The sequence below is a fragment of the Exiguobacterium sp. HVEsp1 genome (genome assembly GCF_002009685.1).
Lineage (GTDB): Bacteria > Bacillota > Bacilli > Exiguobacteriales > Exiguobacteriaceae > Exiguobacterium > Exiguobacterium profundum.
Window position 1 is genome coordinate 418935 of record NZ_KV917367.1, and the last position, 23961, is coordinate 442895.

Annotated in this window: 27 protein-coding genes and 3 pseudogenes; 20 read left to right on the plus strand and 10 right to left on the minus strand. The window is 43.7% G+C overall.

From position 1 onward, the window contains the following. Positions 1-42: 42 nt before the first annotated feature. Positions 43-609, plus strand: coding sequence for an NADPH-dependent F420 reductase (locus tag BV910_RS02180; RefSeq protein WP_240499866.1), 567 nt, complete (start codon positions 43-45; stop codon positions 607-609). 39 nt (positions 610-648) lie between these two features. On the opposite strand, the gene BV910_RS02185 is transcribed toward BV910_RS02180, so the two are convergent. Further along, the gene (locus tag BV910_RS02185; protein ID WP_078146176.1) at positions 649-984 is read right to left on the minus strand and encodes a TM2 domain-containing protein; all 336 of its coding nucleotides are present in this window, start codon (positions 982-984) and stop codon (positions 649-651) included. A 104-nt stretch (positions 985-1088) separates the two neighbouring features. Here BV910_RS02185 and BV910_RS14760 point away from each other — a divergent pair, with 104 nt between their 5' ends. Beyond that, the gene (locus BV910_RS14760) at positions 1089-1247 is read left to right on the plus strand and encodes a hypothetical protein (RefSeq protein ID WP_031424520.1); all 159 of its coding nucleotides are present in this window, start codon (positions 1089-1091) and stop codon (positions 1245-1247) included. Next, on the plus strand, positions 1244-1642 hold the full coding sequence (locus BV910_RS02190) for a CobD/CbiB family protein (protein ID WP_078146177.1): 399 nt from the start codon (positions 1244-1246) through the stop codon (positions 1640-1642). The genes BV910_RS14760 and BV910_RS02190 overlap by 4 nt, the downstream gene beginning before the upstream one ends. A gap of 35 nt (positions 1643-1677) precedes the next feature. On the opposite strand, the gene BV910_RS02195 is transcribed toward BV910_RS02190, so the two are convergent. Next, entirely contained in the window at positions 1678-2913 is a 1236-nt protein-coding gene (locus tag BV910_RS02195) for an MDR family MFS transporter (RefSeq protein ID WP_168169827.1), read from the minus strand. A gap of 102 nt (positions 2914-3015) precedes the next feature. Here BV910_RS02195 and BV910_RS02200 point away from each other — a divergent pair, with 102 nt between their 5' ends. Both BV910_RS02200 and BV910_RS02205 read left to right on the plus strand, forming a co-directional pair. Next, on the plus strand, positions 3016-4641 hold the full coding sequence (locus BV910_RS02200; RefSeq protein ID WP_078146179.1) for an ABC transporter substrate-binding protein: 1626 nt from the start codon (positions 3016-3018) through the stop codon (positions 4639-4641). Positions 4642-4652: 11 nt separating this feature from the next. Continuing rightward, positions 4653-5054, plus strand: coding sequence for a hypothetical protein (locus tag BV910_RS02205; RefSeq protein WP_078146180.1), 402 nt, complete (start codon positions 4653-4655; stop codon positions 5052-5054). 14 nt (positions 5055-5068) lie between these two features. On the opposite strand, the gene BV910_RS02210 is transcribed toward BV910_RS02205, so the two are convergent. Both BV910_RS02210 and BV910_RS02215 read right to left on the minus strand, forming a co-directional pair. After that, the gene (locus BV910_RS02210) at positions 5069-5278 is read right to left on the minus strand and encodes a YdiK family protein (RefSeq protein WP_015880600.1); all 210 of its coding nucleotides are present in this window, start codon (positions 5276-5278) and stop codon (positions 5069-5071) included. A gap of 16 nt (positions 5279-5294) precedes the next feature. Then, complete coding sequence (locus tag BV910_RS02215; RefSeq protein WP_078146181.1) at positions 5295-5990, minus strand: CPBP family intramembrane glutamic endopeptidase; 696 nt, start codon at positions 5988-5990, stop codon at positions 5295-5297. 214 nt (positions 5991-6204) lie between these two features. Between BV910_RS02215 and groES the strand changes: the two genes are divergently transcribed. The 8 genes from groES (at position 6205) to BV910_RS02255 (ending at position 12460) form a co-directional block, all read left to right on the plus strand. After that, positions 6205-6489, plus strand: coding sequence for a co-chaperone GroES (groES, locus tag BV910_RS02220; protein WP_074032569.1), 285 nt, complete (start codon positions 6205-6207; stop codon positions 6487-6489). A gap of 40 nt (positions 6490-6529) precedes the next feature. Further along, complete coding sequence (groL, locus tag BV910_RS02225; protein ID WP_078146182.1) at positions 6530-8164, plus strand: chaperonin GroEL; 1635 nt, start codon at positions 6530-6532, stop codon at positions 8162-8164. Positions 8165-8388: 224 nt separating this feature from the next. After that, positions 8389-9219, plus strand: coding sequence for a metallophosphoesterase family protein (locus BV910_RS02230; protein ID WP_168169828.1), 831 nt, complete (start codon positions 8389-8391; stop codon positions 9217-9219). A 16-nt stretch (positions 9220-9235) separates the two neighbouring features. Then, positions 9236-9868, plus strand: a complete 633-nt coding sequence (tmk, locus tag BV910_RS02235; protein ID WP_078146184.1) for a dTMP kinase — start codon at positions 9236-9238, stop codon at positions 9866-9868. Then, entirely contained in the window at positions 9855-10781 is a 927-nt protein-coding gene (locus tag BV910_RS02240) for a hypothetical protein (RefSeq protein ID WP_078146185.1), read from the plus strand. The genes tmk and BV910_RS02240 overlap by 14 nt, the downstream gene beginning before the upstream one ends. Continuing rightward, a complete protein-coding gene (locus BV910_RS02245) occupies positions 10766-11122 on the plus strand; it encodes a MazG nucleotide pyrophosphohydrolase domain-containing protein (protein ID WP_078146186.1) in 357 nt (118 codons plus the stop codon). Before BV910_RS02240 ends, BV910_RS02245 begins: the two co-directional genes overlap by 16 nt. Beyond that, on the plus strand, positions 11109-12098 hold the full coding sequence (locus tag BV910_RS02250; protein ID WP_078146187.1) for a thymidylate synthase: 990 nt from the start codon (positions 11109-11111) through the stop codon (positions 12096-12098). Before BV910_RS02245 ends, BV910_RS02250 begins: the two co-directional genes overlap by 14 nt. Beyond that, the gene (locus BV910_RS02255; RefSeq protein ID WP_078146188.1) at positions 12095-12460 is read left to right on the plus strand and encodes a hypothetical protein; all 366 of its coding nucleotides are present in this window, start codon (positions 12095-12097) and stop codon (positions 12458-12460) included. Before BV910_RS02250 ends, BV910_RS02255 begins: the two co-directional genes overlap by 4 nt. Before the next feature lie 141 nt (positions 12461-12601). Here the strand turns inward: BV910_RS02255 and BV910_RS02260 are convergent. From BV910_RS02260 to BV910_RS02275, 4 genes and pseudogenes are all read right to left on the minus strand, one after another. After that, positions 12602-13812 (minus strand): annotated as a pseudogene (locus tag BV910_RS02260) (IS3 family transposase). 639 nt (positions 13813-14451) lie between these two features. Then, positions 14452-15159, minus strand: coding sequence for an ABC transporter permease (locus BV910_RS02265; protein WP_078146189.1), 708 nt, complete (start codon positions 15157-15159; stop codon positions 14452-14454). Continuing rightward, complete coding sequence (locus tag BV910_RS02270; RefSeq protein WP_074034792.1) at positions 15156-16004, minus strand: ABC transporter ATP-binding protein; 849 nt, start codon at positions 16002-16004, stop codon at positions 15156-15158. The genes BV910_RS02265 and BV910_RS02270 overlap by 4 nt, the downstream gene beginning before the upstream one ends. Before the next feature lie 130 nt (positions 16005-16134). Then, positions 16135-17115, minus strand: coding sequence for a LytTR family transcriptional regulator DNA-binding domain-containing protein (locus BV910_RS02275; RefSeq protein ID WP_078146190.1), 981 nt, complete (start codon positions 17113-17115; stop codon positions 16135-16137). Between the two features lie 133 nt (positions 17116-17248). On the opposite strand from BV910_RS02275, the gene BV910_RS02280 reads away from it, so the two are divergent. From BV910_RS02280 to BV910_RS02290, 3 genes are read left to right on the plus strand one after another with little or no spacing between them, the layout of a single operon-like run. Continuing rightward, positions 17249-18892 carry a DUF2075 domain-containing protein gene (locus tag BV910_RS02280; RefSeq protein WP_078146191.1) on the plus strand — a complete coding sequence of 548 codons (1644 nt, stop codon included), beginning with the start codon at positions 17249-17251 and terminating at the stop codon, positions 18890-18892. A 2-nt stretch (positions 18893-18894) separates the two neighbouring features. Then, a complete protein-coding gene (locus BV910_RS02285; protein ID WP_074034788.1) occupies positions 18895-19203 on the plus strand; it encodes a nucleotide pyrophosphohydrolase in 309 nt (102 codons plus the stop codon). A gap of 14 nt (positions 19204-19217) precedes the next feature. Continuing rightward, positions 19218-19634 carry a hypothetical protein gene (locus BV910_RS02290; protein ID WP_078146192.1) on the plus strand — a complete coding sequence of 139 codons (417 nt, stop codon included), beginning with the start codon at positions 19218-19220 and terminating at the stop codon, positions 19632-19634. A 73-nt stretch (positions 19635-19707) separates the two neighbouring features. On the opposite strand, the pseudogene BV910_RS02295 reads toward BV910_RS02290, so the two are convergent. Then, a pseudogene (locus BV910_RS02295) lies at positions 19708-20283 on the minus strand (cysteine hydrolase family protein). A gap of 145 nt (positions 20284-20428) precedes the next feature. Here BV910_RS02295 and BV910_RS02300 point away from each other — a divergent pair. Both BV910_RS02300 and BV910_RS02305 read left to right on the plus strand, forming a co-directional pair. Next, positions 20429-20851 (plus strand): Lrp/AsnC family transcriptional regulator, encoded by a 423-nt coding sequence (locus BV910_RS02300; RefSeq protein ID WP_074034785.1) that lies wholly within the window; start codon positions 20429-20431, stop codon positions 20849-20851. Between the two features lie 215 nt (positions 20852-21066). Then, positions 21067-21429 (plus strand): hypothetical protein, encoded by a 363-nt coding sequence (locus BV910_RS02305; protein WP_143404744.1) that lies wholly within the window; start codon positions 21067-21069, stop codon positions 21427-21429. A gap of 6 nt (positions 21430-21435) precedes the next feature. Here the strand turns inward: BV910_RS02305 and BV910_RS02310 are convergent, their stop codons facing one another. After that, positions 21436-21660, minus strand: coding sequence for a hypothetical protein (locus tag BV910_RS02310; RefSeq protein ID WP_078146194.1), 225 nt, complete (start codon positions 21658-21660; stop codon positions 21436-21438). A gap of 157 nt (positions 21661-21817) precedes the next feature. Between BV910_RS02310 and BV910_RS02315 the strand changes: the two genes are divergently transcribed. Together BV910_RS02315 and BV910_RS02320 are read left to right on the plus strand one after the other, a co-directional pair. Next, on the plus strand, positions 21818-22561 hold the full coding sequence (locus BV910_RS02315; protein ID WP_078146195.1) for a nucleotidyltransferase domain-containing protein: 744 nt from the start codon (positions 21818-21820) through the stop codon (positions 22559-22561). A gap of 351 nt (positions 22562-22912) precedes the next feature. Beyond that, positions 22913-23956 (plus strand): annotated as a pseudogene (locus BV910_RS02320) (flavin monoamine oxidase family protein); the annotation flags it as partial. Between the last annotated feature and the right edge of the window lie 5 nt (positions 23957-23961).

Here is a 23961-nt window from a genome sequence, read left to right on the forward strand (position 1 = left end):
GTCACGCGGACAGACGAGGAGTTGTGAATCATAAAACTCGGAATTTTAGGTGCCGGGAAAGTCGGACGCACGCTCGGGGAGCAGTTCGAACGAGCGGGCTATGAGGTGCTGTATGGGACACGGACGGAGCGAGAAGGCACAATGACGTTACAAGAGGTCGCCTCGACGAGCGATGTTCTATTTCTCTGTACACCGTTCGCGGCCGCAGTCGATCTGATACCGACACTCGACGGACTAAATGGGAAAGTATTGATCGATGTGACGAATCCGATCGCGATCGAGTTTAACGAGGTCGAGCGACCGGACGGGGTGTCGGGTGCGGAATATTTGCAACGACTCATTCCTGATACGAAAGTTGTGAAGGCGTTCGATCAGACAGGGGTCGAGAATTTAGGCGATCCGGATGGCTCCGTCATGTTCGTCGCGGGTGAAGATGAGGAAGCGGTGCGGCTTGTCGTCGAACTATCGAACAAGATCGGCTTCGATACGCATCCGCTCCACGGGCTGAAGCTTGCTCGTGAGCTCGAAGGGTTGGCGTGGCTGTGGATTCATCATGCAGTGAAAGAGCGAAAATCACGGGACTTCGCATTCTACTTAACAGAACGGTGAAAGACGATCGGGGCGAAATGCCTCGATCGTCTTTTTTGATTAGAATCCTGTATAGCGATCAGAACGTGTTTGAAGCAGCTTAATCGTCTCGCGCTCAATCTGCTCGACTTCACGTTGTTGCCAACCCGGCATGAGAAATGCATCAACGAGTGCCCAAATGCCTGTGATGAATGCACCGAGACCGAGCGTCAAGACGACGAGTAGGACCATGGCGATTCCTGAACCGATTTTTTTGAAATAGAAACGGTGCGCACCAAATGCACCGAGGAAAAACCAAAGCAAGTAGGCGACGAGTAAGATACGTTTTCGTTTTTCGACTTCGCTGTTCACGAGTAACATTTCTTCTGTCGTCAAATCCATACGCGAATCATACATAGAACTCCAACTCCTTATCCATAATTGTTATAATGAGTTCGCACTCAAGTATATCGGAAAATGGATTTGTTTCCATGATTTCCTAAAAAGAAAAGAGGTTCTTTATGCTTTTTCCGATTTTGACGTTTATCGTCGCATTTGTTCACGTCGTTGGTGGGGCGGTTGCCCTTTATCAATATCCGCAATATAAACGTATGGCAATCAGTGCCATCGTACTCGGGTTCGTCTACGGTGGATTGACCGTGGCGGTGATTGGATTATGAAGTGGGGGTCAAACGGATCACTTCGTTCGCGTCTTCAAATGCAGAGCGGCTATCAGTTGGGGACATACTTATTTTTAGGTCTCATCATTTTTGATTTACTCTTAGGCGACGTTCCAAGAATCTCGTTTGCGATGTATGCCTTGTTCTTTTACTTTTGGCAGCGTGAACGCGTAGAGAAAGAAGAGAAGGGGGTGGCGGAGAAGATGAAGCGGAAGTCGGATGAGTGGACGATCACACTTGTCGTCTTGCTTTGTTTAGTAGGCTATGTGGTCTCCCTTGCCCTACAATATCCATCTGTTTCGTTGCTCGAGCTGAGCATTTATGGCTTCTCGACAATCTTCTGCATCCGGGCGTTGACCTTGATCTATGCGATGCACCAACAACAGCTCGACTAAAACCCATCCTTCCACTGAGAAAGGATGGGTTTGATTTAGGACGCGGCTCGTCGCAGGACGAGCTTTTCTTTTACATAGATGCCGCTATAGACGAGGAAACAGCCGAAGCTGACCAACAGTCCGATGTAGACGCTCATCATGAACGGGGTGAGAAGCGATCCAATCAAAATCGTCGAACGTGATAAGAAGTCGGCACCGGCGAACGAGGTCCCGGCAAACGCAGAGTACGCACCACGGCGGTCTTCTGGCATCATGTTCGCCTTCTCCGTGTTCAATACCGGCGAGTACAACAATTCGCCGAATGTTGCGATGAGCATGAAACCGAGAAGGAGCATCATCGAGTTCGCGCTTGTGATGACGGCGTACCCGATCGTGTACAACGCGAGTCCGCCGAGTAGCGTATGCTTGTTTGAGAAACGTGAGGCGAGACGTTGAATGAAGAATGTCAACGCGACGACGATGAGCGTGTTCTCGATTTGAATGAGACTCATCATCCGCACCCCGTTGATTGTCCATGATTCAATCGAGAGCGGTTCGAATGAATCGGCGAGCCGGACCGCGACATAACTGCCCATTGAGAACTCAGCAGCGAGGATACACATCGAGCCGAAGACGACTTTGACGAACGGACGGTCACGCCAGGCGATTTGATAACTTTGGAACACGTCGACGAAGACGAGGCGAAGCTTTTGAGAGGTCCACGTCCGTTTCGTGTCCTCGAGGAAGATGGCGTACGCGATCGGCAACATGCTCGACGTGAACGTCAAAATCCAAAATAGTAACAATTGATTGCTGACATAGAGCCAGCCCCCGAGTGCCGTCCCGATCGTGATGGATAAGTTGATCAACCAGTAATCGAGCGCGTACACGGCTTTTCGGTTCTCAGGCGTTGTCGCGTCGATGATGATGGCGCTCATCGCCGGTCGCCCGAGGTTGTTCGTGACCGTGAAAATCGTATAGGCGATCATAAAGACGATCATCTGGTCGAACTGAAGACTAAGCGTCATGACGAGAAACATCGAGGCTGTGAGACTTGCCGTCAACACGAGGAGTCGCTTCCGTGAAAACTTATCGGCGAGGTATCCCCCGATCAACCCAATCACGTATCCGAGACAGACGAGCGAGATCAAGAAGACGCCCGCGATCCATTCGTTGAACGCTTTGACAAAGAGAAGTGCCATGAACGGCATGATGGCGAATGAGACCGAACGGTTGAAAAATGATGTCACGAGTCGAACTTTTATTGGTTTAGGTATATCTTTCCATTTCATCTTGTCACCTTCCATTCTGTACCTGTATGATAAACAAGACAACGGATTTGAAAAATGGACGACATGGAGAAATGATGTCCACTTTTAAGGGGGGGATGTGACGTGGATGCATATTTATTTCGATTGTGGAAAGAGTGTCGGGACGGAGCGTACACGATTTCCGATATGGCGGAAGCCATTCATTTAAGCCCGAAACAGACGAAGCGTCATTTGGCACGGTGGCAAGAAGAAGGATGGCTTACGTATACGAGCGGCCGCGGACGGGGGAATTTGACGCGTCTCGAATGGCTACGACACGTCGAGCGTGATTTGGCGAAACAGCTGCTTGACCGCATAGAGAAAGAGTCGGTCGAGGCAGTGACAAATCAGCTGGAGTGGGACTGGTCGCCTGCACAGGCGGGTCGGTTCATGCGTCAACTCGAGAAGAAGTTCGGTTACGTCCAAACATCGAGTGATGCACTCATCATCCCGCGACGCCGTCACTTTTTGACGACACATCCGCTCGAGGCGGCTGACATCCACAGTGCCCACCTCGTGCAGAACGTCTTCAATCGTCTGTTCATGATTGACGCGTCTGGTGAGGTCACAGGGGAGCTTGCGCATCACTATGAATGGCAGGGGAATACGCTCGTCTTGTTTCTTCGGAAAGGGGTACGATTCCATGACGGGTCGCTCATGACGAGTAAAGATGTGACGAAAAGTTTACGCACACTCGTTCAGTCGGATGCGTATCGGTATATGTATCGGCACGTCCGGCATATCGCATCGAACGGCACGTATCGCGTCGACGTCACGCTCGACCGGCCTCGGAATTCGTACATCCCGAAACTGTCGATGATTCATACGAGTATCGCTAAAGGAAGTGTCGGGACGGGGCCGTTTCAATTGGATCGCCATGACAAGGAGAAGACGGTCCTCCTCGCCTTCGAGAATTATTTTGGGGTGCGGGCGCTCCTCGACCGGGTCGAGTTCATCAAAGTGCCGGACGGATACGATCCGACGTATCGCATCTCATCAAGAGATTCCAAAGAAACCGGACACATCTCGACACCGTCCGGGTTCGGGCTTGTCATCTTGAACAGTCACCCGAATAGTGTGTTCGCGAATGAAGAAGCGAGACATTACATGCATCGATTGATTGCGGAGATTCGACCGGAAATCGGGACACGGAATGAACGGAGAACACCGAACGACCGAGGTTTTCTCGGTTCGCTGAGCGAGACGTATCGCATTCCAAAAGGAACACCCGTCACGTTCGACCGACCGATTCGAATCAAACAGACGGACTTCACGAACGATACGACCGACTGGATTGCCGAAATGTTAACGCGTCACGGCATTGCTTATGAGTTCGTGCCCATCAGCTTCAAAGATTCGATCCATGACAAGACGTATTATGAATACGTCGATTTGGTCGTTCACGGGGAAGTGTTCGAGCGGAACATCACGCTCGGGTTTGAACAGTTCATGACGAACGAGTACTCGCCCCCGCATAAAGTGTTCCCTTATATCGAGGGGATGGTGGAGCGGGTCAGGCAATATGATGACCTGCCGTTTGAAGACTGGTTGCCGCTGCACCGGGAGATTGAACGCGAGTTGAAAGAAAAGTCGTATTTCATCCCGCTCTATAACGAGGAGCGGACCATTCCGTTTCCGGTCGAACTGAAGGACGTCTGTGTCGACTTGTTCGGCTATTTTGATTTTGCGAAACTATGGATTCCATCATAAGGAGGGATATTTTGCGTAAGAAGTTACTCATTGGGTTTATGATTTTTTTTGTAGGACTGTTTTTGTTTGCGCTATGGGATGGTGTGTTTCTTAGTATGACAATTGTGGGTCTAGGATTCACCATCTATGGTTATCGACACGAAGAGATTGAGAAGCTTGAGGAAAAGGTGAGCAAAAGAATCATGAGACAAGTCGATGCGACACTCATGAACATCACGATTTACGGTTTGCTGGTCATTGGCGTGGTCATCAATTTCTTCTTGGATGAACCACAGATTCTACTGATTGATGCCATTTATGTATTATTAGGTGTGGTGTTCGGTTTGCGTGGACTTCTCATTCGGAGTGTCTATCAAGAAGAAATACAGGATCAATCGAAAGTTACAGCCATAAGAAAAACCCCGAGCTCGTAAGGCTCGGGGTTTCGTTATGCGGATTTGTCCGTGCCTTCTTTTTTGACTTTTCGGGCGAGTGCCAAGATTTGATACACTTTGAAAAAGTCGTAAGCGGCGACGGCGATGATAAAGTACGTCCAGAAGCTGAAGCCGTACTCTTGTACCGAGAAGTACGCGAGGACGGTGAACAACACACCGAACGATAGACTGAAGAGCATCATCACTTTTAATTGTCGCGGCATAACTGCCACCTCATTTCTACATTAAAAATAGTACGAGCATCACGAGCGCGTTGTTAAACGCGTGGATGGCGATCGGAACGATCAATCGTCTTGTCTTCGCATACGCGTAAGAGAACGCGAAACTCATCGCGATATACACGAGGAATCGATTATCTTGGTGGATGAGTGCGAATAAAATCGAACTGACACCAAAGGCAATCCAGAAACCGAAGCGCGCGTTCAAGTTCCCGAACAAAATATGACGGAAAAGAATCTCTTCGATGATTGGTCCAAGCAAGACGACCGGCAAAATCATGAGTGGAATGACTTCCACCATATCAGCGATGTTTTGTGTGTTCATCGACTCGACGAGTTCGCCTGAGATGGCCGTCTCAATCAAGTTCGCCACGATGACGAGCCCGTATTGCATCAAAATCCCGAGGCCAATCCATTTGACCGTGTCGTTCAAGTTCGACTGGATGCCTTGGGCTTTGTATTGCTTCAAGTCTGGCCAGATGAGCAAGATTGACAGAACAATCGTCACACCGAATCCGATGGCGAGCCAGAGCCCGACGAACGTTTCTGTTAACCATTCCGGTCGTACTTCACTGAGGACGAGAGGGAATAGCTGGACGAACGCATATAGTAAAATCGGGGTGAGGTGCCGGAGACGAATGTTAGGCGCCATTGAAAAACGGGTATTTATCGATTGGTTTGAGTTTAGTGTAGCCAATTCAACACGTCCTTAATAATAAGAGTGAACCTACCTTTTTCTTATTGTAACAAATAAGTTCTCTTGACCGCGAGTAAGAGCATTTTTTTAATGTATCCCACTTGATTTTTTTATCGACACATACTACACTAATCAGTGTTAGCACTCCTTTTAACTGAGTGCTAAAACCTTACGATACACATTACATCATTCATATTCGGAGGAGGGTTTTTCCATGTTAAAACCACTAGGCGATCGTGTCATCATCGAAGTCGTGGAGAAAGAAGAAAAGACGATCGGGGGCATCGTGCTTCCTGATACGGCGAAAGAAAAGCCGCAACAAGGGAAAGTCATCGCAGTCGGAACGGGCCGCGTGACAGACCAAGGCGAGCGCATCGCTCTCGACGTGAAAGAAAATGATTTGGTCATCTACTCGAAGTACGCAGGTACCGAAGTGAAGCATGATGGAAAAGAGTACTTAATCGTTCGCGAGAGCGATATTCTCGCAATCGTAGGCTAAGCACCATTATTCAAAAACTTTTTTTAGGGGGAAATGAACGATGGCAAAAGATATCAAATTCTCAGAAGATGCACGTCACGCGATGCTTCGCGGCGTCGACGCACTCGCTGACGCAGTCAAAGTAACAATTGGACCAAAAGGACGCAACGTCGTCCTTGAGAAGAAATTCGGTTCACCACTCATCACGAACGATGGTGTGACAATTGCAAAAGAAATCGAACTCGAAGACCGCTTCGAAAACATGGGTGCGAAACTTGTTGCTGAAGTCGCGTCGAAGACGAACGAAGTCGCAGGGGACGGTACGACAACAGCGACAGTCCTCGCACAAGCGATGATTCGTGAAGGGCTCAAGAACGTCACGGCGGGCGCGAACCCGATGATCCTTCGTAAAGGAATCGACAAAGCGGTCACACGTGCGCTTGAAGAGTTGAAAGCCATCTCGAAACCAATCGAGTCAAAAGAAGCGATCGCACAAGTCGCGGCTATCTCGGCAGCGGACGAAGAAGTCGGCGAATTGATCGCAGAAGCGATGGAGCGCGTCGGTAAAGACGGTGTCATCACAATCGAAGAATCACGCGGCTTCACGACTGAACTCGACGTCGTTGAAGGAATGCAGTTCGACCGTGGATACTTGTCACCATACATGATCTCAGACTCTGACAAGATGGAAGCGTCACTCGACAACCCGTACATCTTGATTACAGACAAGAAGATCTCGAACATTCAAGAAATCATCCCAGTGCTCGAGCAAGTCGTGCAACAAGGGAAGCCAATCTTGATCGTCGCAGAAGATATCGAAGGCGATGCACTCGCGACACTCGTCTTGAACAAACTCCGTGGTACGTTCAATGCGGTTGCCGTCAAAGCACCAGGATTTGGTGACCGTCGTAAAGCGATGCTCGAAGACCTCGCGACACTCACAGGTGGTCAAGTCATCACGGAAGACCTCGGTCTTGACCTCAAATCAGCATCACTCGATATGCTCGGTCGCGCATCGAAAGTCGTCGTCACAAAAGACACAACGACTGTCGTCGAAGGTGCAGGGAACGAAGACGCGATTAAAGCACGCGTTCAAACGATCCGTAACCAAATCGAAGAGACAACGTCTGACTTCGACCGTGAAAAACTCCAAGAGCGTCTCGCGAAACTCGCAGGTGGCGTAGCCGTCGTCAAAGTCGGTGCAGCTACAGAGACAGAACTCAAAGAGCGTAAACTCCGCATCGAAGACGCACTCAACGCGACACGCGCGGCCGTTGAAGAAGGAATCGTGGCGGGTGGTGGTACATCACTCATCAACGTCATCCCAGCCGTTCGTGCGTTGCTTGCAGAAGTGACAGCGGATGAAGCAACTGGCGTCAAACTTGTCCTTCGTGCACTCGAAGCACCGGTCCGTCAAATCGCGGAAAACGCTGGTGAAGAAGGTTCGGTCATCGTCGAGAAACTCAAGAACGAATCAGTCGGTGTCGGCTACAACGCGGCAACTGGCGAATATGTTGACATGATCGCACATGGTATCGTCGATCCGGCGAAAGTGACGCGTTCAGCACTCCAAAACGCGGCATCTGTCTCAGCGATGTTCCTCACAACAGAGGCCGTCATCGCAGACAAGCCAGAAAAAGACGCTCCTGCAATGCCTGACATGGGCGGCATGGGTGGAATGGGCGGTATGATGTAAATTAAACTAATCTCGTTTTAGCCAATCCAGAGTTAGTGTCAACTATAGAATATTTTTAGACGGTACTAATATTCTAAATAAGTCTTGTATCTACTACCTACAGTTTTGGTAAAATGATACAGGGCTTTTTTATGATTTCAATCTATTTTTAAAGAATTTGATTCGAGAAATGCATTAGTGAAATGAACTTATGTAGCACTAGTTTAAAAATAAGGAGGATAAATATGATTAATATTTTGCATTTATCAGATGTTCATTTTCCGAGCGAGAATTTTGCAATAACAGAGAGAGAACTTAAATACGGAATCATAAATTTTTTAAATAGTATAGATGACAATCAAGTGTATCTTCTCATTAGTGGAGATATTACTTTAAAAGGTGAAAAAAAGGGGTATCAAGAGGCATACATGTTCTTTGAAGATATTATTAAGGGAACAAACGGCAAGATACACAAAGATAACATCTTACTTTGTCCTGGAAATCATGACATAGTAAAAGAGAGTTACTTTAAAGATTTCAATGAGTTTTCATATAAACTCAGAAATGATAATGCATTTTTATATGGTGTTCATTCATCAGTTACATCACTTCAAAAAGAAAATGTATTTTTTTTAGGAATCAATTCTGTATATCATCTGAATCACGAATATGGGTTAGTGAATATTGATGATATTGAATATGTATTAAAAAATGCTTCTATAAGCCCCCTGACACGAAAAATTGCATTTACACATCATCATTTAATCAATCAATTTGTAAAAGATACTTCTTCTATTAGAAATGCTCATCAATTGCTATTGCTACTTGATCATTATGGATTTGAAGCGATTTTTCATGGTCATCAACACACTAGCACCAAGTTAGTATTAGGAGAGTCTAATATGATTACAGTAGGTGTAAGTACACCAGGTTTAGAAATGCAAGGTTACACAAATGGGTTTAACTACTATAGTATTAATGAGAAAGATATCAAAATTGATAAGTATATATACTCGCGAGACGCTCATGTAAGTGGGAAAACAGGAAACTTTATTAAACTTCCTTATATTTTTTAGAGAAAGAAGAGTGAGCATGGATAGTCTATTTATTGTATTTGAAGGTATCGATGGTTCTGGAACATCTACACAAGCAAGGTTACTTAAAGATTATTTTATAAATAAATCTATGAAAGCAATAGTAACTTCTGAGCCCTCAGAAGGTCCTGTTGGTAATTTAATTCGACAGGCTATGAAGCAAAGAACATTTTTTACTAATGATAAACAACATTTTGATCAACAAATGGCATATCTTTTTTCAGCTGATAGACACGATCATCTTTACAATGATGTCGATGGGGTATTTAAAAAAATGGAAGATGGTTTTCAAGTTATAAGTACAAGATATTTTTTCTCTTCATACGCGTATCATAGTGATACTCCTGAAGATTTAGAATTGGTAAAAACATTAAATGCCAAATTTCCAAATCCCGATATAGTTATTTATATTGATAATCCTGTAGATATCTCTTTGAAGAGAATTAGTCAAAGATCTGTTCAAGATATTTATGAAAATGAAGAAAAGCTAAAGAAAGTAAAAGCAAGATATGAACAAATATTTTCTGAATATCAAGGAACAATGCTAAAAGTTTCTGGAAATTTAGGGTTAGCTGAAACTCATAAGGAAATCGTGGATTTTTTGGAGGGTAAATACTTTGACAAATGTTGAATTTGAAAATATTTCAAAATTCGAAGAAATAGTAGAGTTGGCAAAGATAACAGTAAAAGATAGTTCGGAGCCATATAAGCTGAATTTTAGTTTGAAAGTCGATTTTGATGTTAATTTGGTCATGACACCTCAATTATATGATGTTTCAACTCTAGCTGAAGAGTTTCAGCAAGTAACAAAACCAGAGCATTTACATTTAAATCATGGCGAATATATTACAGAAAATGGAGTTAATAATGTAATTCAAGAATTAAAACAAAAAAGCCAATCAAATAGAGCAGTTATTTCATTAATTAATCAAGATAATATAATTGGAAGTGGTGACGTTCCAATTCCTTCATTCATGGTTTTACAATTTAGTTTAGAAAACAATAAAGATTTGTATGTAACCACTTATTTCAGAGCTTTAGAAGTTTCTAGATTTTTCCGTATAAACCTGGAGGAAATTAGACTGATTGTAAAACAAATATACGATGAATTAATTAATATCAAGAGAGTGAAGCTCAATGTTATTTCTTTCAGAGCATATATTAATGAACAACAGGGTACTCTTCAAAAAGCGGAAATTGATTTAATAAAAGAGATGCACATATTAACACATATGCAAAAAAACCCAAAGAAAGTTATATCTATGCTTAAGGAAAAGAAAGAGGAAAGTACAATTATCGATAATAAATCTTTAATGCATATATTAGATATAATTTCTGACTCTGCAGTATCAGATACTATTGATTCATGTTTTAAAGGAAATTTAGTTAAAGTTAAATTAGAAAGTTGCATTTCATCTAGTGAGCGATTAATTGATCTACGGAAGAAATCATCACATGGTAAACAATTGGAAATTGAGAATCAAAAATATTTGACTTCTCTTGATAAGTTTATTGAGGAGGTAGAAAGTTGTCTTTATCAATGAATGAGATTAAGAAGCTTCAAGAAAACTTTGATAAGCAGCATGTTGGAAAAGTTCCATTTTATGATAAGGTCGACAATAATAATATAGAGGCTCTAGAGCACCTTATAGTATGTTTAGTAGGAGAAGTGGGTGAGTTTTCAAATATTGTTAAAAAAATTGGTAGAGGAGATTTTTCGTTTGATGAGAAATCGAATGAATTAAGTGAAGAACTCGCCGATATATTTATATATATAATAAAAATTTCTAATCAATGTAACATAGACATAGAAAAGTCATTTATTTCAAAAATAAATAAAAATAAAAAAAGATTTTCGAGGTATGAATCTAATGAAGACATTTAGTTCACAAAATTTTTCTTTAATGTATTATGAAATGTTAGAGTACGGTTATTTAAACGAAAATCCTTTCACCGAATCAAGGGTAGGAAGTGTGAAAGATCTTGGGCCAGTTTATTTTGAAATATTTGGGGATGAATTTAGACTACCGTATCTTAATAAACGAGCTATTAATCCCTTTTTTGCTATGGCTGAGTTTTCTTGGGTGTTTGCCGGGTCGAACGAACTTCAACCACTTCAATCCTTCATAAGTAATTATGGTTTGTACTCTGATGATGGTAAAACTTTAAATGGTGCTTATGGACATAGGCTACGTTACAAGTTCAATATCGACCAAATAGAAAAAGCTGTTGAAAGTTTAAAAGTAAATAAAGAAACAAGAAGAATTGTGCTTTCAATGTGGTCTGTAGAAGATTTGTTTACTGATTCAAAGGATTTACCTTGCAATGTTTCGATTATGCTGAAAATCAGAAACGGCAAGCTAGACATCACTATTATAAATAGATCAAATGATTTATTTATGGGAGTGCCTTATAATATTTTTGTTTTTTATCTTTTACAAGTAAAATTAGCAAAAGAAATTGGCTGTAAAGTAGGCATACAACGTCATTTTACAGATTCTTTACACATTTACGAAAAAGATATGATAAAGACAAAAGATGTACTCACTTTCAATGACGTAAAAAAAATAAAAAAACTCTCAGAGTTGATACCTTCATTTAATTCTGGAATTTACGCAAATGAAAATCATGAAATAATTACTGAACAAAAACTTGATACTTTTATTGATGAAGATATAAATTGTTTTTTTCAATCGTATGAAGTCTATAAAGCAACAAAAGATGCTAACAAAGCTATCAAATTACTACCAAAAAATTTATTAGGATATACAGCTTATCTATGGTACATAGATAAAAAGAGCTACTTAGCATCGAATGATTTTTTTACCAGAGTCAGTAACTCTATGGGGGCGCAATTATGAATAATAAATTCGATAACATTTATTCATTAAAATATGAGTCAGAAGATATAATTATAGATACAGTATGTGAACTATCTAAAAGAAACATACACTTGTACGATGAATTACATACTGCACTCGCTGTGAAATCTGATTTTCAATCATTACAACAATCTGATACACACGGAAGAGAGTTTTTATTAGAAGCTATATTTTTATCTTTTATAGTGGCAAGCATTTCTTCATCGATGGCCTCCGATAATAAAAAAGAGTTCATGAAGAAAATGCGTAGGGTTGCTGAAAGGTTGGGATTAAATATCAATGACGTAATCAGGATTACGCACTTTGAACAAGAAATAATAAAGATTATTAAGCGTCAATAAAATAATAGACCACATTACATTTTGATATCATCCACAATAGGAAGGCAGATGGAATAATAAATCTGTTTATTCTATGAAGTGACCCCTAAAAGTTAGACACGGTTATTTCATCTAGGCTACGTGAACGAACTGGGTCCGATATTATACCGGACTCAGTTTTAATTTTGCCTTGATTCGTCGTGTGTTGCAATAATCTTTGTAGTTACCGAGCTCGATTTTGAAGTGATCGATACTCTCAAAGCGCTTAAGATAAAGGAATTCGGATTTCATGATTCCGAAGAAATTCTCCATCACTGCGTTGTCACGACAGTCCCCCTCGCGGGACATGCTCTCACGACACCTTTCTCTGTGAGGGTATGTCGGAATTGCCACATTTGGTAATGCCATCCCTGATTGGAATCGATCAGGAGCTGATGCTCCTCAGGCAGTTTGGACAAAGCGTTCTCCAACATCTCTGAGACCAGTGAATACGTCAGTCTTGAGCCGATGGTATAGGTGATGATTTCTCCGTTGAACAGGTCTAGTAAAGGGGATAAGTAGAGCTTCTCCCCAAACAGTTTGAACTCCGAGATATCGGTCACCCATTTCTCGTTCAGGGCATCCGCCTTAAAGTCTCGGTCCAGGATGTTGGCTGCGACCTTCCCCACGGTCCCCCGATATGATTTGTACTTCTTCAGGCGCGCGAGACATTTCAATCCTAGTACTTTCATGAGGCGTTGAACCCTCTTATGGTTCACTTTCTGTCCCCGATTCTGGAGTTCGTCACGAATACGACGATAACCGTATCGCCCTTCATGTTCATCATAAATCGCTTGGATATCTGCCTTCAGACCCGTGTCCGGGTCTGGTCTCCCGATTTTCTTCACCAGCACGTAATAGGTGCTACGTTTGATCCCCGCGTATTCAACGAGCGCCTTCACCGGATACTTTTGCCTTAATTCATAGATGACCTTTACTTTGTCTTCTTTGGTGACGTTCCCTTGGATCGAACTAAGGCGTTCAACTTTTTTAGATACTCATTCTCCATTCGCAGACAGTCGATTTCCGCCTGGAGCACTTCTGAAGACCCTTCTTCCGCTCCTCAGCTGCCTCTCCCATTTCCGGACTAATGAGGGGGAGGAGATTTTGAAGATCGCAGCCGCTTCGTTTATCGACATGCCATTCTCTTTCATGTATTGAAGTACGTCCAGTTTAAACTGTGCAGGGTAAGTTGTATAGGGTTTGGAAAAGGCCATCGGCCCATGATGGTCGAACTGCTTGACCCAGTTACGCACCAAGGTCGGGTCTACCCCTAGGGTTTCGCAATGCAGTTCATCTATTGGTAAGTATTTTTTATGACAAGAAGTCGGCATTCGATTTAGTAAAGACTGAGTACGCTAAGTATGATGGAAGAAGGGAAATATACGTTGAAGGAAGCTTTAGAGGCTCATTACATTTCTTAGTATACCTTAATAGGTGTGACAAATAAAAATTGATAGAGGTGGAAGTGATGCATTGAATGAATCGAGGACATGGAGGCTCTGTACCAATGAACAGAAAATCGTGGTCGTGCGTGATCAAACTGTCTCACTAGACTGGAGACTCTCTCCAAGCCATCATATCAGTGGTTGGCTGGCTGGTTCTTCACAGATGGATACTGGTCATAGTGAGCTAATAGATTCGAGAAAAGGAATAAATCGAGCTATGGCTAAATGAAAGAATGACTACATTCGAGGAATATATTGAAATCGTCAGTTATTTCCTGGACAATGAACGGAACTATCAACAAACGGCCGAAACAAGAAGAGGAATTGGCCGACGAGTAGGGCTCGATCATCGCTTATCGCATAGGGAAATCTAATAACAACGAGCTAGTCTTCCGAACGATAATCCCAGCGATTGTGGTGCTCCGTACAGAAGCGAGTTCGATAGATCCATAGCGACTGAGGATATCAATGTACGTCTAGAGGGTTCAAAAGAAGCGACGAGTTGATTAGTCGCTCCTTCTTTGTTTAATCGGTCTGTTTCCGGTTATACATCACGACGCTACCGACGAATGCAGCAAGCGCCCAAGCAGTTAGCAACCCTAGCTCTAGTCCGACGGTACCGAAGTTCGCACCGTCTTCCACTTGATGAGCCACATCAATCAAAAGCACGTTCGGCAAATACTCAAGCACTCCGATGATGGCGAAACGATCTTGTAGTGGCAACAACATCGGTGAGAACGAGAAGAAAAAGAACGGCAACATGACAATCAATGAAGCTTCCATGACCGTCTTCGACATCAAGCCGAACATCGTTCCGATCCCGATATAAAAGAATGTCGAGACGATGAGCGCGAGTGCGATCACAGCCAGATTTTGTGGAGCATAATCCATCAAAAATGACGAGGCTACGATGAGGATCATCGTCGTCACGAATGTGAGAGCGCTCTTTCCGAGCAAGATGTCGAGCGTGCTCGCTGGGGACAACATGAGCCCGCGAAGCGTGTTCTTCTCTTTCTCTTCGGCAATCAATGCACACTGCACAAAGATCGCGACGAGGCTGAAGGTGATGTTGATGACGAAGTACGTGATATCGACGCCAACGTCACCGATTCGCGAATAAAAGACAGCGAAGAAGAGCGGCATGACCAAGGTCGACGAGACGAATAAGTTTCGTGACAAATCCTTGTAGTCTTTTTGGAAAATGGCGAGTGCGCGTTTCAATGAAAAAGTCATGATAATTTCCTCCCTGTCACTTCGATAAAGATGTCGCCGAGTGTCGGCTCATTGGAATGGATCGATGCGATATTTTTAGCACGCATCTGTTTATGGAGCCAGTCTGCGCCTTCGTCGGTTTGTGTCACTTCATGCGTCTGACCGTTGTTCAATTCGACTCGCATCGAACCGGTCGCATATTTCCTGCGCAATACGTTCGGGGCATCGAGCAGTTGAATCGACCCTTGATGTAAGAAAGCGACACGATCACACAGCTCTTCGGCTTCTTGCATATCGTGTGTCGTCAGAAAGATGGTCGTTCCGTTTGCCTTCAACCGTTCAATCCCTTTATAGATATGTCGAGAGTTGACCGGGTCGAGAGCCGATGTCGGTTCATCTAGAAACAGTAACTCTGGCTCATGAAGAAGGGCGCGTGCGAGCGTCACCCGTTGCAACATCCCTCTAGAGAGTTTGTCGATGCGCTTCTTCCGTTCCCCGCTGAGGTTGACCATGTTCAATACCTCATCGATCCGGGTCTTCGGTTCATCATAGAGGTCACAATATAAGCTCAAGTTCTCTTCTATAGAAAGTCGTGTATACAGACCGCTATTGTCCGTCAATACGCCTATGCGTTTACGGTACTGTTCTTGTTTCAAGTCAGCGACCGGCACACCGAAGACGGTAGCATCACCGGCTGTCTGTGCGAGTTGTGACGTCAAGATTTTTATCGTTGTCGTCTTTCCAGAACCACTCGGTCCCAAGAAGCCGAACACTTCTCCTTTTCCAACTGTAAACGTCACATCATGTAACGCTTCCTCGTTCCCAAACAATTTCTTTAACCCGTTCACTTGAATGATTGGTTCCATTCCCGTTCCTCCTTGTCGATGTCGTCTTGCTTGCCTCTATCGTATAAGGAATAGGGGAAGGCCGCACTAAAATGGCGATAAATGGTGCTTATCAGGAGTTGAATGAAGCGAATAGAACTGTGAATGGAGACTATTTGAGCCCCATCATCGTCTTCAATTCTGCCATTTTTGTCTTGGATAACGGAATCGTTGTCTTCTCTGAATCATCCAAGACGAGACTGAAGCTATTTTTCGTATAGGTGATGACCTCACGGACACGTTGTAAGTTTACGAGATATGACCGATGGCAGCGGAAGAAACCGTACGGAGTCAAACGCGTCTCGAGCTCGTTCATCGTGAAGACGCTCGGGAACTGATCCGATTGACTATGTAAAATCGACTGTCCGTCCTGACTTTCGATGAAGTCGATTTCAGGCGGATCGAGTAAAATGATTTTTTCATTCACTTTCGTCGGGATTTTCTCGAAACGGACATGGATGACCTCAGATGAGATGTCTGTTTCATCCCCTTCTTCCGGTTCCACATCTAACAGGCGCAAGTGACGATGATCGATCCGATAAACGGTCGATGTCATGAAGAGCGCACTCTCTATGTTGCTCGTCAACACGAGGACGGCTTTTTGTCTCGACGTTAATGTCTGTAACGTATCGCGTAAAAGGTGGCGTGTCTCTTGGTCCACGTCTTGGTCGGGTTCTTCAAACACATACAGGTCACGGTCCTGGAGAAGCAGCGCGGCGTACTGTGTGCGTCTGACAAGGGAACGATTGAGACGGTGGAGGCGTTGCTTGCGGTAAGTCGTGAGTTGGAGCTGCTGCATCACCGAGTCGACCGAGTCAGTTGAATCATATAGGCGCTTGGTGAAGCGTAAATACTCCTCGATGGTGAGTCGGTCGTATAAACCGTCCCTTATGGAGAAGAGGGACAGTGTTGAAGCGTGGTCGATGTTACCGGTATAAGTCGTGATCTCCTGACTGATGAGACCGAATATGATTTCCCGAGAAATCACTCCACAATGAATGGCAGCCAACTCACCTGGTTGGATCGTAAATGAAATGTTTTCGAGAATAAGTGTGTCTTGTTGGCGAACCGAGACGTTTTGAAAAGTAAGCACCGAATCCCTCCCTTTTTAGTGGAATTATACCATTATCTGATTTAGAACTCGGAAAGTCATGCGTAATCATTTAAAAAGGTATTGTATGATAAAATGGATATAATTTGAAATCAGAAGAGAGTAGGTCTGTTGTATGGTTAAAGTCATTCCATTCACATTCGAAGAAAGTAGTTTACATAGCATCGATGATACAGAAACATATGTGAACTATCCGGTGATTTACATTTTGAACGGAGAGAAAGAAGCATACATTGGTGAAACGGTTCATTTTAAAAAGCGAATGAAGCAACATCTAAAGCTTAAACAAACGGAACGGAAACAGCTGAGTCAAATTCATCTCGTCAATCATGACAAGTTCAACCGTTCAGCAACATTCCATCTCGAAACAAAGCTCATCAATTATTTTTTAGGAGATGAGAAGTATACACTTCAGAATAAAAGTAAAACTGCGAACGACTTCACGCACAATTACTATAATAAAAATTATTACGACAACGAATTGTTTCCCGAACTTTGGAATGAATTACATCGTAAGGGACTTGTTCAAAATGAACTTCACGCCATTGAAAATAAAGATATCTTCAAGCTGTCTCCGTTTAAAGAGTTATCTGTCGAACAGTTAGATTTAAAAGAGAAGGTACTCGACTTTTGTGAAACGCAAATGTCGAAAGCGGATCCGAATGCAACATACGGAGATTTATATGTGATTGAAGGGGAAGCAGGTGTAGGGAAGAGTGTTGTCTTGAGCTCAATCTTTAATACAATCCAAGCTCGAACAAAAGACACTAATTCAACACTTCATCAGACTAAAAATTATTTGGTTGTGAATCATGAAGAGATGTTGAAGACCTATAAAGGAATCGCGAAGCAAGTGAAACATCTTAAAGCAGGGGACTTCACAAAACCGACGCCGTTATTGAATAAACTGAAAGATCATAAAGCCGACATTATCTTTGTGGACGAAGCCCACTTGTTGCTGACGAAATCAGATCCCTATAACAATTTCCGGCAAAACAATCATCTCGAAGAGTTGCTGAAGAAAGCCAAAATTGTCATCGCTATTTTTGATCAACATCAAGTATTGAAACTGAAGAGTCACTGGAATTCACTCAAGTTGGATGATTATAAAAAGAAAGCAAGGACAGTAGAGACTTACAAACTAACCAGTCAATTCCGAATGCAAGCAGATGAAGATATGATGAACTGGGTCAACGCATTTAAAGAAAAACGAATCAATCCATTACCGAAATCGAAGCAATATGATTTACGAATATTTGAAACATTAGAAGAGATGCACCGTACCATCATCGAGCAAGATCGAAGATACGGATTGAGCCGTGTTGTTTCGACTTTTGACTTTTTACACAAAAAGGACGGAGACACCTATTATGTGTATGAGTCGAACGGAGATTATAAAATGCCATGGAATACAACCGGTGGAAAAACGACGTGGGCTGAAAAAGCAGAAACCATCGCCGAAGCCGGCTCTATCTATACGATTCAAGGATTTGATTTGAACTATGTTGGTGTCGTTTTAGGCCCATCCGTATCTTATGATGAGGAGCAGGAGTGTCTAATGATTGATCCGAATTTATATAAAGATACGGGAGCCTATGCTGGAATCGAAGGTATTGAGAATGTTGATTTGGCAAAAGAACAGATTGTCTTGAACTCGATTAACATATTGATGAAGCGTGGCGTCAAAGGCCTCTATCTATATGCATCTGATGAATCGCTACGACGAAAATTATTGAAGTTACAAAGAGAGAGGGTATAAATATGAACGAAGTACAACGATTAATGGATGAGGTCATTAAATTCCGAGATGAGCGCGACTGGGCGTTCCATCATAACCCGAAAGACTTGGCGTTATCGTTATCACTTGAGGCAAGTGAGCTCCTTGAGGTATTCCAATGGGTGTCGAGTGAAGAAGCGCTTGAGACGAAGAAGACGGAGATGGAAGAGGAATTGGCAGATGTGTTGATTTACGCGTTGACGTTCGCTCACGCTGCCGGAATCGATGTTTCGAAAGCAATTGAAGACAAGCTTGTGAAAAACGCAGTGAAATATCCGAGTCCGCAAAAATGACCGAGGAGTTCTATATGAACATTCCATCCGATCGATTTATGATTCCTTGTCATTTAATGGGGCCTCATTTTTCTCCTTGCGCTGCATCAGAGAAAACAGGTATTCAATTTTATAAGCAAACGGAAGTTGGAGAAATTGAGCATATCGGAAAACGTAAAGAAATCGCTAAGGTAGGTCATGCGTCGTTTGAACCACCACTTGAATTTCAGAAAATGGAAAATCCGTATATCGGACTTTTTTGGATGATTGACACTCTGGCAGAACATATTGATACCCTTCGCTCTTGTGGAGCCGATGATATCTGGATTGATTTGGGTGTGGTCTCTCACTTAGATGTGAAGTTAGAATTTGAACCAGATTTCTTGATGAAGCTTGTGAACTTAAAGATTCCATTTTTGATTAGTGGATATATAGAAACTGCTGATGAATAATAGCAATACGAAAAATATGAGTGACATCTGTATACTTTAAAGCCAGGTTATGAATAAAAAGAAGTACAATCCATCAGGACTGTACTTCTTTTTGTAACACATCTTTCATGACCTCAATTGTCGTCTGAATCGATGCAAATTCTTCATTTAGACTAGCGAGCGACACATCATGGATGACCTCTGCAGGGATCCATGTCCCGCTGATCGATTGTCGGTCGAACGTTGCCGTCGCATCGGAGACAACAATCGGATTGAATCCCAAGTTTCCTGCCATCCGTGCGGTCGTCTCGACACAATGGTTCGTGATTAATCCGGTGATGACAATCTGTGTCGCACCAAGTGATTCGAGTCGTTCCTATAAGTCTGTTCCGATGAAGGCGCTATTCACCTGTTTCGTTAAGATGACATCTTGTTCACGAGGTTGAATGAAGTCTTGGAACAAATGACCATCTTTTTTGAAATAGAAGAGTGAGGTCGGAACGTTCGTGACATGTTGGACATAGATGATTGGTTGATCATGATGTTCCCACGCTTCAATCAACCGTGCGATATTCTCTTCGCATTTTGGATTGTTGCGGTTTCCCCAGCTTGGATCATGAAAGGCTTGTTGGACATCGATGATGAGTAATGGAACGACTGTCGTTTGCATGTTGATTCCCCCTTGAATTGGATACTTCAAGTGTATGCAACGGAGGAATATAGATACATAGAGGTTTTACGGAAGTTTCAGCGAATGACTTTAGAAAGAACGGATTATGTATCGTTTCACTTTAATTTTGAAAGGTGAATGCCAAATGGATGAAATAGATCGCCATATTCTTGAATTGATGCAACAACAAGCCCGGATCTCGATGACCGAATTAGGACGACAAATTGGATTGTCTACGCCTGCTGCGACAGAACGGGTGAAGCGACTCGAAGAACGTGGAGTCATCACAGGCTATCGGGCTGTCATCAATCCTGAAAAGATGGACAAACACGTGACCGCCTTTATTCTTTATGACACCCATCGTTGTGAGGCGTTCCGTGAATTTTGTCGTCAACAGCCGTCCGTGATCGAATGTCATCGCTTAGCCGGGCAGTACAGTTACCTCGTCAAAGTGGTAACGGAAAACGTGCGCACATTAGAGACGTTCATCGACGAATCGATGGAGTACGGTCGTCCCTCATCTTTGATAAATCTATCTTCACCAGTATCATTCAGACCCGTTTTATGAAAGCGATGGAGTGACTTTTAACAGTGAGAGTGATTGCGAGCTAGTAAAAGAGAATAGATGAAATTTTTTCAGTACAAATTGATTTTTAATCAAATGAAAAGGAGGGGGACACGATGTCGCACGATGAGCGTTTACGAGAAATAACTAAGGCTCGCCTACTTACGAACCGTATTAATGTCATGTTATCGCTCATTCTTTTGTTAGGGGGATGGATGATGTGGTGGTTTGAAGAGTTCTCTCTCATTCAAGTTCTCTTGGGAATCCTTTTACTCATTCCACCTCTTTTGATGGTTCATATGTGGAGACGTACCCGAATGTTGCTTCGTTTCAATGAAGCGATGGAATATCAACGTATAGTTTGGTCGGAGTTCATTCTTGCGCTGGTTGTCGTCTGCATATTGATCGGAATTGCAACTACGATCATCCTAACCGAATCATTTAGCTTATCGACTGTTCCACTCCTGGTCATGTTCGTCACGGCCCTGATGTCTAGACACGTTGATCAGCGGATGAAGCAAATCGACCCTGAACATGTGACGTACGCAAATCTCGCTCGATATCAGACGAAACGCAGCTAACCTGAGTCAGCTACGTTTTGTGTTCGAATCTAATTGTTGTTCGATGTGGTCGAGACGTTCGATTAATACTTGTATCTGCTTCGAACGTTCACGTTCCATGAAGAGTTGCTCGTCTGCTCGTTTCTCAGAACGTGCCACGACATTACGAATCCACAAAATACCGATGATTAGTACAGCGATTGGAAAAATCGTGAAAATGAGTCCGAATAAAAAGACCATGATGAAGTTCATATACACATACCTCCTTTTCTGCGTCTTCATTATACTTCCAAATATAACCTGTTTGAAAGGGGGAACCGTGGCATTTCAAATCCGACATGCATAAACTAAAAAAAGGAGTTCGATACATCATGACGTTTACTACATTTCAACGAGTCGGTACGTATCTATGAAACGGCCGACCCGACTTGGTACGGACGATGTGGGTTATGTCATCAACCAGACGTCCATCCGTCATGTGCAGCCTGAGTTTGAAAGTGTCCTTTTCAAAGCAATCGAATTGGTGAAAGAAGCATTCGATGAACAGCTACACAGCATATATCTTTATGGAAGCATCGGTCGCGGGACAGCTGTTGCTGGGCAATCGGATCTAGATTTGACGGTGCTCGTGCATGAGGATGTCGATGCGACAGAATTGGTGGAGCAGACGGAGCGATTGCTAACGCAACATCCGGAAGTCATTAAAATCGATTATGACATCGGGCGTCTAGATGTGGCGCTGGATCCGGCGAATCGTTTTGAATGGGGCTTTTGGCTAAGACATCTTTGTACATGTGTGGACGGGAAAGATGTCTCGATTCAATTCCCGCGCATGAAGCCGGATGTTCGTGTGAGTGAGGCGTTGAACCAGGACTTGATTTCTTCAATTAAAGCAGCCAAGTCGAAATTGCTTCGTGGACAGATGTCTCATCTGGAGAAACGCTCCATCGTGAAGCGCGTCATCCGAGGTTGGTATTTAACGATCAACGTGAAGGACGAGAGTTTTGCATCGACTGTAGAAGCATGCTTGGCGATTCTAAAACTCTATTTTTCGGAAGATCCGCGAGTAGAGCAAGGAGAAGCACTGTTGAGACAAGATGACATCACAAATCAACAGCTTCTAGACTATTTGAATGAAATCGATTGGATTTAATGATGTAGCTCCTCGATTGGGATATATCCGTTCGGTCGTCTTCGCTTCACGTCTGTGTCAAAGAAGAAATAAGGGACATATAAAACGCTTGATACGTACATAATGATGACAAATTCGATTGCGGTCGAACATTGAATGAGGTCGAATAAAAATAGAGACCATATGGGATATGAAACGAGACACATCGCCACAGTCATCCGACCCTTAGTTTGAATAAAACGGTACAAAATGCGCATCAATACGATATAAGGGAAGAATAGATAATAGAATATATTTTTCAATTGATGTCGTCCTTTCTTGCATATATAAAACCATCTAACTCAGTATAATCGAGGAGAGACGGACGACAAAGGAGAATTTACAATGAAATCAATCGCCATCATTGGAGCTGGTGTCAGCGGGCTTTATGCTGCGACCCAACTTCATCAAAAAGGATATGACGTCACCATCTTTGAGGCACGTGATCGTATTGGTGGTCGTATCTTGACGAAGGACGGTTATGACCTCGGACCGACGTGGTATTGGCCGGATACGGAGAAGACCATCTCTGAACTCGTGGATACACTTGGACTCGAGTCATTCGTTCAACATACGACAGGACACATGGTGCTCGAACGTCAAACGACGACCGCACCGGAACGACATGTGTTACCGGAAGAAAACATCGTCTTATCCAAGCGTTTAGTCGGTGGGATGACGAGTCTGGTGGAAGCTCTGCATGCGAAGTTGCCCGCTGATATCATACATCTTGGACATCGTCTCACGTCCATCGACCGACAGGCAGACCGAGTCCAACTGACGTTTCAAAATGGTTCGGTGCATCACACGGATGACGTGATCCTTGCGATTTCACCCCGTCTCGTTGCGGAAGTGACAATTGAACCGGCATTGTCAGCGCAAACGCGAAAAGCGCTCAAAACGACTCCCACATGGATGGCTTCTCAGGCGAAAGCGCTCATCGTATACGAGACACCGTTCTGGCGAGAAGAAGGTCTGTCTGGCTTTGGGATGAGCTGGGTCGGTCCACTTCAAGAGATTCATGACGCTTCTCTGATAGATGGACCAGGTGCGCTGTTCGGATTTTTCCGTCTGTCACCGGGAGAACGGGAAGCGTTAGGAGAAGGACAAGTAAAGACGCGCGTCATCGAACAACTGGAGAAGCTTTATGGTCCGAAAGCGAATGACTTCTTGCGATTTCATTATATGGACTGGTCGACAGAATCAGAGACAGCGACATCTGACGACTTCCTGCCGCTCACGGCATTCCCGGCTTACGGTCCGATTGAGCTCGGAGACCGTCTCCATTTGATTGGTTCGGAGACGGATGCGCAGTTCGGGGGACATATCGAAGGGGCGTTGCGGTCGGCGAATCGAATCGTACAAGGGTTGGTATAACGAAA

What these genes read in the sequence shown, in the direction of transcription:
- BV910_RS02255 (WP_078146188.1), top strand. Translation starts at nt 12,095, where the DNA reads ATGAATAATAAATTCGATAACATTTATTCATTAAAATATGAGTCAGAA.
- BV910_RS02230 (WP_168169828.1), top strand. Translation starts at nt 8,389, where the DNA reads ATGATTAATATTTTGCATTTATCAGATGTTCATTTTCCGAGCGAGAAT.
- BV910_RS02195 (WP_168169827.1), bottom strand. Translation starts at nt 2,913, where the DNA reads ATGAAATGGAAAGATATACCTAAACCAATAAAAGTTCGACTCGTGACA.
- tmk (WP_078146184.1), top strand. Translation starts at nt 9,236, where the DNA reads ATGGATAGTCTATTTATTGTATTTGAAGGTATCGATGGTTCTGGAACA.
- groL (WP_078146182.1), top strand. Translation starts at nt 6,530, where the DNA reads ATGGCAAAAGATATCAAATTCTCAGAAGATGCACGTCACGCGATGCTT.
- BV910_RS02185 (WP_078146176.1), bottom strand. Translation starts at nt 984, where the DNA reads ATGTATGATTCGCGTATGGATTTGACGACAGAAGAAATGTTACTCGTG.
- BV910_RS02305 (WP_143404744.1), top strand. Translation starts at nt 21,067, where the DNA reads ATGTGGTGGTTTGAAGAGTTCTCTCTCATTCAAGTTCTCTTGGGAATC.
- BV910_RS02250 (WP_078146187.1), top strand. Translation starts at nt 11,109, where the DNA reads ATGAAGACATTTAGTTCACAAAATTTTTCTTTAATGTATTATGAAATG.
- BV910_RS02300 (WP_074034785.1), top strand. Translation starts at nt 20,429, where the DNA reads ATGGATGAAATAGATCGCCATATTCTTGAATTGATGCAACAACAAGCC.
- BV910_RS02270 (WP_074034792.1), bottom strand. Translation starts at nt 16,004, where the DNA reads ATGGAACCAATCATTCAAGTGAACGGGTTAAAGAAATTGTTTGGGAAC.
- BV910_RS14760 (WP_031424520.1), top strand. Translation starts at nt 1,089, where the DNA reads ATGCTTTTTCCGATTTTGACGTTTATCGTCGCATTTGTTCACGTCGTT.
- BV910_RS02280 (WP_078146191.1), top strand. Translation starts at nt 17,249, where the DNA reads ATGGTTAAAGTCATTCCATTCACATTCGAAGAAAGTAGTTTACATAGC.
- BV910_RS02265 (WP_078146189.1), bottom strand. Translation starts at nt 15,159, where the DNA reads ATGACTTTTTCATTGAAACGCGCACTCGCCATTTTCCAAAAAGACTAC.
- BV910_RS02310 (WP_078146194.1), bottom strand. Translation starts at nt 21,660, where the DNA reads ATGAACTTCATCATGGTCTTTTTATTCGGACTCATTTTCACGATTTTT.
- BV910_RS02290 (WP_078146192.1), top strand. Translation starts at nt 19,218, where the DNA reads ATGAACATTCCATCCGATCGATTTATGATTCCTTGTCATTTAATGGGG.
- groES (WP_074032569.1), top strand. Translation starts at nt 6,205, where the DNA reads ATGTTAAAACCACTAGGCGATCGTGTCATCATCGAAGTCGTGGAGAAA.
- BV910_RS02210 (WP_015880600.1), bottom strand. Translation starts at nt 5,278, where the DNA reads ATGCCGCGACAATTAAAAGTGATGATGCTCTTCAGTCTATCGTTCGGT.
- BV910_RS02315 (WP_078146195.1), top strand. Translation starts at nt 21,818, where the DNA reads ATGAAACGGCCGACCCGACTTGGTACGGACGATGTGGGTTATGTCATC.
- BV910_RS02285 (WP_074034788.1), top strand. Translation starts at nt 18,895, where the DNA reads ATGAACGAAGTACAACGATTAATGGATGAGGTCATTAAATTCCGAGAT.
- BV910_RS02190 (WP_078146177.1), top strand. Translation starts at nt 1,244, where the DNA reads ATGAAGTGGGGGTCAAACGGATCACTTCGTTCGCGTCTTCAAATGCAG.